Origin of the sequence: Streptococcus sp. DD11 (assembly GCF_001578865.1) — a bacterium.
GTDB lineage: Bacteria > Bacillota > Bacilli > Lactobacillales > Streptococcaceae > Streptococcus > Streptococcus panodentis.
Genome location: NZ_KQ969393.1, coordinates 259,241 through 271,074 on the forward strand (window position 1 = coordinate 259,241; position 11,834 = coordinate 271,074).

Consider the following 11,834-nt stretch of genomic DNA (forward strand, 5'->3'; position numbering starts at 1 on the left):
AAGCGACGTCTTACGAGATTCCGGCAGGCAAGCTCGAGCTGGGGGAAAATGCCGACCCCAAGGCAGCGGCTCTGCGTGAATTGGAAGAGGAGACCGGCTATAGAGGCCGGCTGGAGCTGGTTTATGACTTTTACTCTGCTATCGGCTTTTGCAATGAAAAAATCAAGCTGTACAGCGCCAGCTATTTGACAAAGGTCGACAATCCGCGGCCCCAGGACGAGGATGAGACGCTGGAGATTGTTGAAGTGACCTTGGAGGAAGCGCGTGAACTGCTGGCAAGCGGGGATATTTGCGACGCCAAGACCATTATGGCTCTGCAGTACTGGGAAGCAAAAATGAACAAATAGGAACGTAAGACAATGGGAAAAGCTTTATTAACGGATGAAATGATTGAGCGGGCCAACCGCGGCGAGGATATTTCAGGACCGCCTCTCATGGATGATGAGGAAACGAAGATTATCTCAACCAGCAGAAGCCCTTTGGGCTATCAGGACCGGCGGCAGGATAGTCAATTTGGCTACCAGAGCCCTCAGAGCCGCCGCTTTGGCTATGAGGAACCCAGCGGTCAGCAGGCTGCTTTTGGCTATCAGGAACAGCCCCAGCAGGAAGGCTTTACAGATGAGACTCTGCATATCGAGGTGGATCCGACGGTGACCAAGAGCCGCCGCATTGAAAATCAGAAACGCGGTATCTTTCAGGCTAAGCTCAATAAAATTCTGTTTTGGGTGGTGATTCTGCTGGCGATTTTGATTGCGGCCATTATCTGGCTGTAAGTGCCCATTAAAAGCAGAAATAGGATAGACTGATTCAGAAATCCTCTCTTTTTTGTCAGCTGGATAGCAGCTCATCCGATAAGGGTTCGCATCAGCCGGCGAGCAGAGCCTGTCCCGCTGTCTGGCAGAGGAGGCTTCTGAGATGGATTGAGGATAGAAGTGTTTAAAATGTAATTGGAGAAGTCATGAAAATTGGAATTATTGCGGCTATGCCGGAGGAACTGAAGGTTCTGCTGGAGCATCTGGAAAATCATCAGAAGCACCTGCGTTTAGGCCATGTTTACCATACGGGCTCTATCGGCCGCCATGAGGTGGTTCTGGTCGAAAGCGGGATTGGCAAGGTTATGTCGGCCATGAGTGTGGCGGTTTTGGTCAATGATTTTAAGGTGACAGTGGTCATCAACACCGGCTCAGCCGGTGCGGTAGCAGAAGGGCTGGCTGTCGGAGATGTCGTGGTAGCCGACCGTCTGGTCTACCACGATGTTGATGTGACCGCCTTTGGCTATGACTACGGTCAGATGGCCCGTCAGCCGCTCTATTATGAAGCCAGCCGTTATCTGCTATCTGAAATGCGGAAGATTTTGGACAAAACCCAGCAGACCAGCCGGGTCGGCTTGATTGCAACAGGCGACAGTTTCATCGCCGGTCAGGACAGGATTGACCGCATCAAGGAGCATTTCCCTGATGTCTTGGCTGTCGAGATGGAGGGCGCAGCTATTGCTCAGGCTGCGCATTCGGTCGGTCTGCCCTTTATGGTCATTCGGGCCATGAGTGACACGGCCAGCCATGATGCCAATATGACCTTTGATGAATTTATCCATCATGCTGGTAAACGTTCTGCGGAAACCCTGATTCAGTTTTTAAAAGAGCTGGTATAGAGAAGGAGAAATTGTGGGTAAAGAATCTTATTTTGATGGGGGCCTTTTTTCCTACATTGGCCATGTCATTTTAGCGGTTTTGATTGCTGCCTTGACCTTGGTCATCTGTGTTCCTTGGAGCCTGTGTATCCTGTATAATTGGAAGGTGAAGCACACGGTCATCGATGGGCACCGCCTTTATTTCGACGGGACCGCGATGCAGCTTTTCGGAAATTGAATAAAATGGTGGCTCTTGACCCTGATTACTTTTGGGATTTATGGCTTCTGGCTCAATATCAAGCTAACCCAGTGGATTACCAAGCACACCCATCATTTGAACTAGAAGAAACAGAGCGGGCACCGGGGGCCCGCTTTTATCGTGCAGTCTGGTGGGCAGATAGAGCAAGGCGGCGCTGACGTGGTTTGAAGAGATTTTCGAAGAGTATAAAAGATAAACTAAGTGACGATAAATGACTCTGTCTTGCCAAAAAATCCCTTTTGGTGGTATAATCAAGGAACTGCAATCAATGAAAGAGGAGCAAAATGAGTATTTTAGAAGTGAAAAATCTCAGCCACGGTTTTGGAGACCGGGCTATTTTTGAGGATGTGTCCTTCCGCCTGCTCAAGGGCGAGCATATCGGTCTGGTCGGCGCCAATGGTGAGGGAAAATCAACCTTTATGAGCATCGTGACGGGCAAAATGCTGCCGGACGAAGGCAAGGTTGAGTGGTCCAAGTATGTCACGGCTGGCTATCTGGACCAGCATGCTGTGCTGGAGCAGGGCCAGTCTGTCCGTGATGTGCTGCGGACGGCTTTTGATGAGCTTTTCAAGACAGAAAGCCGGATCAATGAGATTTATATGAGCATGGCCGAAGACGGTGCGGATGTGGATGCTCTTATGGAAGAAGTGGGTGAGCTGCAGGACCGTTTAGAGAGCCGGGATTTCTATACGCTGGATGCCAAGATCGACGAAGTCGCGCGGGCTCTGGGGGTCATGGACTACGGCATGGAGAGTGATGTGACGGAGCTGTCGGGCGGCCAGCGGACCAAGGTGCTTCTGGCCAAGCTTCTGCTGGAAAAACCGGATATCCTGCTCTTGGATGAGCCGACCAACTATCTGGATGCCGAGCACATTGACTGGCTCAAGCGCTACCTGCAAAATTACGAAAATGCCTTTGTTCTCATCTCCCATGACATTCCTTTCCTGAATGAGGTCATCAATATCGTCTACCATGTGGAACAGCAGCGTCTGACCCGCTATTCCGGCGATTACTACCAGTTTCAGGAAGTCTATGAAATGAAGAAATCCCAGCTGGAAGCGGCCTATGAGCGCCAGCAGAAGGAAATTGCGGATCTTAAGGATTTTGTGGCCCGCAACAAAGCGCGCGTGGCGACCCGCAATATGGCCATGTCCCGCCAGAAAAAACTGGATAAGATGGATCTGATTGAGCTGCAGAGCGAGAAGCCCAAGCCTTCCTTTGACTTCAAGCCTGCCCGCACACCGGGCCGCTTTATCTTTCAGACAGAGGGCTTGCAGATTGGCTACGACCGGCCGCTGACCGGGCCGCTCAACCTGACCTTTGAGCGCAATCAGAAGGTCGCCATTATCGGGGCCAATGGGATTGGAAAAACGACCCTGCTCAAGAGTCTGCTGGGCATTATTCCGCCGATTGCAGGCCAAGTCGAGCGGGGCGACTATCTGGAGCTGGGCTATTTCGAGCAGGAAGTCCAAGGCGGCAATCGTCAGACTCCGCTGGAGGCTGTCTGGAACGCCTTTCCAGCCCTCAATCAGGCAGAAGTAAGGGCTGCCTTAGCCAGATGCGGCCTGACGTCCAAGCATATTGAGAGCCAGATTCAGGTGCTGTCCGGAGGCGAGCAGGCCAAGGTCCGTCTCTGTCTCCTCATGAACCGGGAACACAATGTGCTGGTACTGGATGAGCCGACCAATCACTTGGATGTGGATGCCAAGGAGGAGCTCAAACGGGCTCTGAAGGAATACAAGGGCAGCATTCTCATGGTCTGCCACGAGCCTGATTTTTATGAAGGCTGGATGGACCAGATCTGGGATTTCAATCAGCTGACCTAGCAGCAGCTCTGTTAAGAGTTTTTTGCCAGAACAAAGCGATAGTTCATCACTTTTATCCAAGTATCGTAAGCCGATGAGAGGATTTATCGCCCACTGGCTTTACTCTCAACCCTTTTTATCTTTGGTTTTCTTTGCATATCAGACTTCAGTCCGCCATAAAAATCTGTCTTGGGCTAAGACCAGCCCAGGGAGGCAAACGGAATTGACTTTGAAATGTTGCGCAAGTGATAAAAAGCAGAGAAATCGCTGTCAGCAGGTGCGTTTGCGCCTGTTTTTTGGTATAATAGTACTTGTACTATTTTTGGAAAGGAAAGAGAGGAATCGTGCTGCTCGCTTTGGCTGAGAGCATGATCTAGTTGAATAATGGAAGATTTAAAAAGAGCATTGCTGGAACAGTTTGGCCTGGTCTTTGCGGATGCCAGTCTGCTGGAGACGGCCTTTACCCATACCAGTTTTGCCAATGAGCACCGCCTCTTAAAAATTTCACACAATGAGCGCCTGGAATTTTTAGGAGACGCTGTTCTGCAGTTAATTATTTCAGAGTATTTGTATAAAAAATACCCTAAGAGACCGGAGGGAGATTTGTCCAAGCTCCGCTCCATGATTGTGCGCGAGGAGAGTCTGGCAGGCTTTACCCGCGACTGCCAGTTTGACCGCTATGTGAAGCTGGGCCGCGGAGAAGAAAAGTCAGGCGGCCGCAGCCGCGATACCATTCTGGGGGATTTATTTGAGGCGTTTTTAGGGGCTCTGCTCTTGGACAAGGGGGTGGAGACTGTCAAAGACTTTCTTTATCAGGTCATGATTCCCAAGGTGGAAGCTGGGAATTTTGAGCGGGTGACCGATTACAAGACCAAGCTGCAGGAGCTGCTGCAGGTCAACGGAGATGTCGAAATCCTTTATCAGGTCATCTCTGAGTCGGGACCGGCACATGCCAAGAATTTCGAGGTGGCGGTCCGCATTAACGGCCGGGAGGCCGGTCAGGGCCAGGGCCGCTCCAAGAAATTGGCTGAGCAGGAAGCTGCTAAAAATGCATTTGAAAAGGAAAGTCATTCATGTTTTTAAAGGAAATTGAAATCCAGGGCTTTAAGTCATTTGCAGACAAGACCAAGGTCGTCTTTGATCAGGGAGTGACGGCCGTTGTCGGACCTAATGGCTCTGGGAAGTCCAATATCACCGAAAGTCTGCGCTGGGCGCTGGGGGAATCCAGCGTCAAAAGTCTGCGGGGCGGCAAGATGCCTGATGTGATTTTTGCGGGAACAGAGACCCGCAAACCGCTCAATTATGCCTCAGTGGTGGTGGTTTTGGACAACAGCGACCAGTTTATCAAGGAAGCAGCCAGCGAGATTCGAGTGGAGCGCCATATTTACCGCAGCGGCGACAGCGAGTATAAGATTGACGGCAAAAAAGTACGGCTGCGCGATGTTCACGACCTTTTTATGGATACTGGTTTGGGCCGGGACTCCTTTTCCATTATTTCCCAAGGGAAGGTAGAGGAAATCTTTAACAGCAAGCCGGAGGAGCGCCGGGCTATTTTTGAAGAAGCAGCCGGGGTTCTCAAATACAAGACCCGCCGCAAGGAGACAGAGAGCAAGCTGGCCCAGACTCAGGACAATCTGGATCGGCTGGAAGACATTATCTACGAGCTGGACAGTCAGGTCAAGCCTTTGGAAAAGCAGGCAGAGACAGCCAAGCGCTTTTTGAGCTTGGACGCAGAGCGCCGGGAGCTCTATCTGGATGTGCTGGTGGCCCAGCTGACGGCCAATAAGGACAGACTGACTCAGGCTGAGCAGGATTTGGCAGAGATCCAGCAGGAGTTAGCGGTCTACTACAGCAAGCGCGATGAGCTGGAAGTGGAAAATCAGCAGCTGAAAAGCAGGCGCCATGAGCTCAATCAGACCTTGGCTGACGATCAGGCCAGCCTGCTGGAACTGACCCGCCTCATTAGTGACTTGGAGCGTCAGATTGACCTTTCTAAGCTGGAGTCCAGTCAGGCAGCCACCAGCCGCCGGGAAAATGAAGAACGCCTGGCGAGTCTGTCAGAAAAGCTGGCTCAGATTGCAGGCAGTATCGAAGACAAGCAGGCAGGACTGACAAAGTTATCGGATCAGCTGGAGGACAATGAAAGAGCACTGACTGCCTTGGAAAGCGAGCTGGCCGATTTTACAGATGATCCGGACCAGCTGATTGAGCATCTGCGGGACAAATATGTCCGGCTCATGCAGGAGGAAGCAGAGCTTTCCAATGACCTGACCTCTTTGGAAAATCAACTGGCCAATGAACTCCGGCAGGCAGAGAGCCGTCAGGCGGATTATGCTAAGCTGCAGGCTGATTTGGCCAGCAGTCAGGAAGCAGAGCAGGCCGGCTTAGAGGAGCTGGAAACGGCCCGTCAGGCCCTCCAGCAGCTTTTAGCCGACTACCAAAGCCAGCTTGCAGAGGCAGAGCAGCTGCAGGCTGCTTACAAGGCCCAGCAGGACTCTATGTTTGAGCTTTTGGATGATATCAAAAACAAGAAAGCCCGTTCAGCCAGTCTGGAAGCCATTTTGAAAAACCACAGCAATTTCTATGCCGGCGTCAAGAGCGTGCTGCAGGAGGCCGGCCGTCTGGGCGGCATCGTCGGAGCTGTCAGCGAGAAGCTCAGCTTCGATTCGCATTATCAGACCGCGCTGGAAATTGCGCTGGGAGCCAGCAGTCAGAATATCATCGTTGAGGATGAGGCTGCCGCTACCAGAGCGATTGCATTTCTCAAGAAAAACCGGTCCGGCCGGGCAACGTTCCTGCCGCTGACCACCATTAAAGCCCGTCAGCTGCCTGAGCAGAACCGCAGCAGCATTGAAAAGAGTGAAGGCTTTCTTGGGCTGGCTGCTTCACTGACGACCTACGATCCGGCCTTGGACAGTATTTTCCAAAATCTGCTGGGGACAACCGCCATTTTCGATACAGTGGAGCATGCCCGTGCTGCTGCCCGCAAGGTCCGCTATCAGGTTCGGATGGTGACCTTGGATGGAACGGAGCTGCGGACCGGAGGTTCCTATGCCGGCGGTGCCAGCCGCAATAACAATACGATCTTTATCAAGCCCGAACTGGATGCTCTCCAAGCTGAAATCGCAGAAAAAAATGCCAGCCTGAAAGAGCAGGAAACCGCTGTGCAGCAGCTGCAAAACCAGCTGACGCAGGCCCGTCAGCTTTTGGAGAGCATCAAGACTGACGGCGAGCAGGCCCGTTTGGCTGAGCAGAAGGCTGCTTTGGCTTATGAACAGCTGGCCAAGCGGGTGGAGGACCTGACCCAACTGAAAGCAGTGCAGGAGCAGGAACTGGCCAGTCAGTCAGGGCTTGATATTTCAGCTGAAAAAGACCGGCTGCAGGGCCGTCTGACAGAGATTGATCAGGAAAAGTCAGCTATTAATGAGGAGATTGATCAGGTCAAGTCCAATAAAGATGCGGTGCAGGCGCGCTTTGACAAACTGTCGGCCAGTCTGGCCGACCTCAAGCTGCAGCGGACAGAGCTGTCTTCTCAGCAGCGCTTTGAAAAAAATGATCTGACCCGTTTGCAAGAGGAGCAGGCTGCCCTGAACAAAGACCGAGCGACACTGGAGCTTCTCATGGAGCAAAAAGAGCAGTCCAGTCTGCAGAAGGTGGATCTTGCGGTCTTGGAAAGCCAGCTGGCAGCAGCCCGGCAGGAAAAAACAGAACTGGACCAAAAACTCATCCGCCTCAAATTTGAGGCAGAGGATTTGGAGGGGCAGTCGGACGATATTCTCAGCCGCCTAGAAGAAGCCCGCCGGCAGAATGAAGAACTGATTCGCAGGCAGGCCAAGGGTGAGGCCGAAAAAGACAAGGTGACAGATGTGCTGCGCCGTCTGGCAGGAAATCTGACCGATGATTATCAGATCAGCTTTGAAGAGGCTGCTGCTCAGGCCCGGCCGCTGGAACATCTGGCTGCAGCTGAAAGCCAGGTCAAAGACTTGGAAAAAGCCATCCGTGCTCTGGGTCCGGTCAATCTGGAAGCAGTCGAGCAGTTTGAAGAAGTCAGCAGCCGCCTTCATTTCCTCAACAGCCAGCGGGATGATGTCCTGTCGGCTAAGAATCTCCTCCTTGAAACCATTGAGGAGATGAATGATGAAGTGAAAGAGCGCTTCAAATCAACCTTTGAAGCGATTCGTGAGAGCTTCAAGGTGACTTTCCGCCAGATGTTTGGCGGGGGGGCTGCTGATTTGATCTTGACCGAGGGCGATCTGCTGACGGCCGGAGTGGAAATTTCCGTCCAGCCGCCCGGCAAGAAAATCCAGTCTCTCAATCTTATGAGCGGGGGTGAAAAAGCTCTGTCTGCTCTGGCTCTGCTCTTTTCCATTATCCGCGTCAAGACCATTCCCTTTGTCATTTTGGACGAGGTGGAAGCGGCCTTGGACGAGGCCAATGTCAAGCGGTTCGGAGACTATCTCAACCGCTTTGACAAGGACAGCCAGTTTATCGTGGTCACCCACCGCAAGGGAACCATGTCGGCTGCGGACTCCATCTATGGGGTGACCATGCAGGAGTCGGGCGTCTCAAAGATTGTATCGGTCAAGTTAAAAGATTTAGAAAGTATGTAAGATGAGTATAAAATTAGTCGCAACAGATATGGACGGAACCTTTTTGGACGGCAAGGGCCAGTTTGACATGGACCGTCTCAAGCAGCTGTTGGCCCAGTTCAAAGAAAAAGGCATGTATTTTGCAGTGGCCAGCGGCCGCGGTTTGCTGTCACTGGAAAAGCTTTTTGAGGAAGTCCGCGATGAGATTATTTTCATCGCTGAAAATGGCAGTGTGGTTGAATTTCACGGTCAGGATCTCTATGAAGCCGTTATGCCTCAGGAATTTTATCTGCGGGTTTTTGACAAGCTGACAGAATGTCCTTATATCAATGTTAATGAGCTGCTTTTGACCGGCAAGCATGGCTGTTATGTCCTGGAAACAGTGGATCCGACTTATCTGTCTTTCAGTGCACATTACAATGAAAATATTCAAAAAGTTACCAGTTTTGCAGAAGTGGAGGATGAGATTTTCAAATTCACCACGAACTTTGCGGAAGAGGAAGTAGCTGCCGGTGAGGCCTGGGTCAATGAGCATATCGAAGGAGTTAAGGCTATGACGACCGGCTACAAATCCATTGACATTGTTTTGGATTATGTGGACAAGGGCGTAGCCATCGTTGAGCTGGCCAAAAAGCTGAATCTGGAAATGTCTCAGGTGATGGCTTTTGGGGACAATCTCAACGACCTGCACATGATGCAGGTGGTCGGTCACCCCATTGCACCGGAAAATGCTCGGCCGGAAATTCTGGAAGTGGCCAAGGAAGTGATAGGACATCATGCAGCTCAGTCTGTGATGACCTATATGGAGGGTTTATAATGGCGGATATTCGGTTAATTGCACTTGATTTGGATGGGACCTTGCTGACCTCGGATAAGAAGATTTCTGAGCGCAGTCTGGCAGCCCTTAAGGCTGCTCAGGCTAAGGGAGTCAAGATTGTCCTGACCACCGGCCGGCCGCTCAAAGCGATGGATTTCTTTCTGCACGAGCTGGGAACAGACGGCGAGAAAGATGAATACACCATTACTTTCAATGGCGGTCTGGTTCAGCGCAATACAGGCGAGATTCTGGATAAGACAGTCTTTTCCTATGATGATGTGGCCAGGATTTTTGAAGTGACGGAGAAGCTGGGTCTGCCTCTGGATGCTATCTGCGATGGGCTGGTCTATCAGATTCAGTCGGATCAGGAGTCTCTTTATGCTAAGTTCAATCCAGCTCTGACCTTTGAGCCGATTGACTATAGCGACCTGTCTGACCAGCAGACTTACAATAAGTGTGTCACTGCCTATGCTCAGGAGCCGCTGGATGCAGGGATTGCGCAGATTTCACCGGAGCTCTTTGAGCGCTATGAAATTTTCAAATCCCGTGATATGCTCTTGGAGTGGTCACCGAAGAATGTCCATAAGGCTACTGGACTGGAAAAGCTGATTGCTCATCTGGGACTGGATCGCAGTCAGGTCATGGCCTGCGGTGATGAAGCCAACGACCTGTCCATGATAGAATGGGCCGGGCTGGGTGTAGCCATGCAGAATGCTGTAGCGGAAGTCAAGGAGGCTGCTGCTGTCGTGGCGCCTCTGACCAATGATGAAGACGGCGTTGCTTGGGCTATTGAAGAATTTGTACTGAAGGAGGATTAGTCCATGGGATTGTTTGATCGCCTGTTTGGCCGCAAAAAAGAAGAACCGGCACTGGAAGATAGTATCAAGGAAGCTTTGGAAAGTCTGGATGAAGCAGCAGAACAGTCTGGCTCAGCCGCCGCAGCAGAAGCAGCTTCTGAAAAAAACGGCGCAGAGCAGGAAGGGCAGGAGCAAGAGAGCTCCAGTCAAGAGCTGGATGGTGCTGCAAGGGAAACAGAAGCATCCGAAGCAGAGCACAGCTATGCTCCAAAAGACAGAGCGGAAACGGAGCAGGAGAGTCCCACCCAGACAGCTGCAGGTGCGGACGAGGGCATAGCTGGAGCTGAAGAAAATTCAGAGCAGCCAGACCGAGAAGGTGCTGACTCTGCTGAAAGAGGAGAGCAGGCAGAACGAAAATCCGCTGATCCGGTCGCAGATCAATCCGCTCCGACGGCTGAGCACAAAGAAGATGCTCCGTCTGCGATGGCAGCCTATTATGCTGACCTGCAGGCGCGTATCGCAGAAGCAGCAAGCCGCAGCCAGGAGGAGGCAGTGTCGGAGCAGGCTCAAAGCCAGAGCGTCTTGGCAGAGACAGCGGCAGATCAGTCAGCAGAGCAGGAATCCGATTCAGCGGCAGACCAACAGCCGGAGCAGGAAGTGTCGGAGCAGGCTCAAAGCCAGTCTGCCTCCGCAGCAGAGCAGCAGGACGGCCCGGCAGAAACGGTTCAGGACAAGTATGACCGCAGTCTGAAAAAGACCCGTACCGGTTTCGGTGCCCGGCTCAATGCCTTCTTTGCCAATTTCCGTTCGGTCGATGAAGAGTTCTTTGAAGAGTTAGAAGAGCTGCTCATTACCAGCGATGTCGGTGTACAGGTGGCTTCTAGTCTGACGGAGGAGCTGCGCTATGAAGCGCGGCTGGAAAATGCTAAAAACCAGCTGCTCTGCGTCAGCTGATTATTGAAAAATTAGTCGATATTTATGAAAAGGACGGCCGTTTCAACGAGAAAATTAATTTTCAAAATGGTCTGACGGTCATGCTCTTTGTCGGAGTCAACGGTGTCGGCAAGACGACCTCTATCGGCAAGCTGGCCTATCGATACAAACAGCAGGGCAAGAAAGTGATGCTGGTTGCGGCCGATACCTTCCGGGCCGGAGCTGTTGCCCAGCTGGCTGAATGGGGCCGCCGGGTGGATGTGCCGGTTGTGACCGGGCCTGAAAAGTCTGATCCTGCCAGCGTGGTCTATGACGGGATGGAACGAGCTCAGGCCGAGCAGGTAGATATTCTCATGATTGACACGGCCGGCCGCCTGCAGAATAAAGACAATCTCATGGCAGAGCTGGAGAAGATTGGCCGTATTATCAAGCGAGTAGATCCAGAAGCTCCGCATGAGACCTTTCTGGCTCTGGATGCTTCCACCGGTCAGAATGCTCTGGTCCAAGCCAAGGAATTTTCTAAAATCACACCAGTAACAGGTATCGTTCTGACCAAAATCGATGGAACGGCTCGAGGCGGAGTGGTGCTGGCTATCCGTCAGGAATTGGATATTCCGGTCAAACTGATTGGTTTTGGTGAGAAGATTGATGACATTGGCGAGTTCCATTCAGAAAACTTTATGAAAGGGCTGCTTGAGGGCCTGATTTAATCCGTAAAGAACCTCTATTTTTGACAGGGCAAATGGACAAAGGCAGAGCCGGTGCTCATCAAGGAGATTTCAGATTCAGTGAAAGTTGCAATCAGACTAGGCAGTGAGATGCTGAGAGTGGGACAGACTCCCATGATAGCTGTGTCCTCACCCACAGAGGGATGGATCTTTTGGAAGATACCGTATAAAAAGACAGAAAAAACTACTAACCAAATAAGGATTAGTAGTTTCAGATTGTAGACAAAGTCTTGAGAAATTTGTTTTCTCAAGGCTTTTTGTCGTTTTTAGGAGTAT

General features: G+C 51.6%; 8 protein-coding genes and 2 pseudogenes. All 10 read left to right on the forward strand.

Annotated elements, in window-relative coordinates:
- The coding region (locus STRDD11_RS04560; protein WP_164828377.1) for an NUDIX hydrolase at positions 1–347 on the forward strand (347 nt) is incomplete at its 5' end.
- A gap of 12 nt (positions 348–359) precedes the next feature.
- Complete coding sequence (gene macP / locus STRDD11_RS04565; protein WP_128835835.1) at positions 360–773, forward strand: cell wall synthase accessory phosphoprotein MacP; 414 nt, start codon at positions 360–362, stop codon at positions 771–773.
- Between the two features lie 185 nt (positions 774–958).
- Positions 959–1,651: a 5'-methylthioadenosine/adenosylhomocysteine nucleosidase gene (locus STRDD11_RS04570; RefSeq protein WP_128835837.1), complete on the forward strand. Its 693-nt coding sequence runs from the start codon at positions 959–961 to the stop codon at positions 1,649–1,651.
- Positions 1,652–1,664: 13 nt separating this feature from the next.
- Positions 1,665–1,973 (forward strand): annotated as a pseudogene (locus STRDD11_RS04575) (hypothetical protein).
- Between the two features lie 200 nt (positions 1,974–2,173).
- Positions 2,174–3,715, forward strand: coding sequence for an ABC-F family ATP-binding cassette domain-containing protein (locus STRDD11_RS04580; protein WP_128835839.1), 1,542 nt, complete (start codon positions 2,174–2,176; stop codon positions 3,713–3,715).
- A gap of 363 nt (positions 3,716–4,078) precedes the next feature.
- Positions 4,079–4,777, forward strand: coding sequence for a ribonuclease III (rnc, locus tag STRDD11_RS04585; RefSeq protein ID WP_128835841.1), 699 nt, complete (start codon positions 4,079–4,081; stop codon positions 4,775–4,777).
- Positions 4,768–8,304, forward strand: coding sequence for a chromosome segregation protein SMC (gene smc, locus STRDD11_RS04590; protein ID WP_128835843.1), 3,537 nt, complete (start codon positions 4,768–4,770; stop codon positions 8,302–8,304). The genes rnc and smc overlap by 10 nt, the downstream gene beginning before the upstream one ends.
- A gap of 1 nt (position 8,305) precedes the next feature.
- On the forward strand, positions 8,306–9,100 hold the full coding sequence (locus STRDD11_RS04595) for a Cof-type HAD-IIB family hydrolase (protein ID WP_128835845.1): 795 nt from the start codon (positions 8,306–8,308) through the stop codon (positions 9,098–9,100).
- The gene (locus STRDD11_RS04600; protein WP_128835847.1) at positions 9,100–9,918 is read left to right on the forward strand and encodes a Cof-type HAD-IIB family hydrolase; all 819 of its coding nucleotides are present in this window, start codon (positions 9,100–9,102) and stop codon (positions 9,916–9,918) included. The genes STRDD11_RS04595 and STRDD11_RS04600 overlap by 1 nt, the downstream gene beginning before the upstream one ends.
- 3 nt (positions 9,919–9,921) lie before the next feature.
- Positions 9,922–11,540, forward strand: a pseudogene (ftsY, locus tag STRDD11_RS04605) (signal recognition particle-docking protein FtsY).
- Positions 11,541–11,834: the final 294 nt, after the last annotated feature.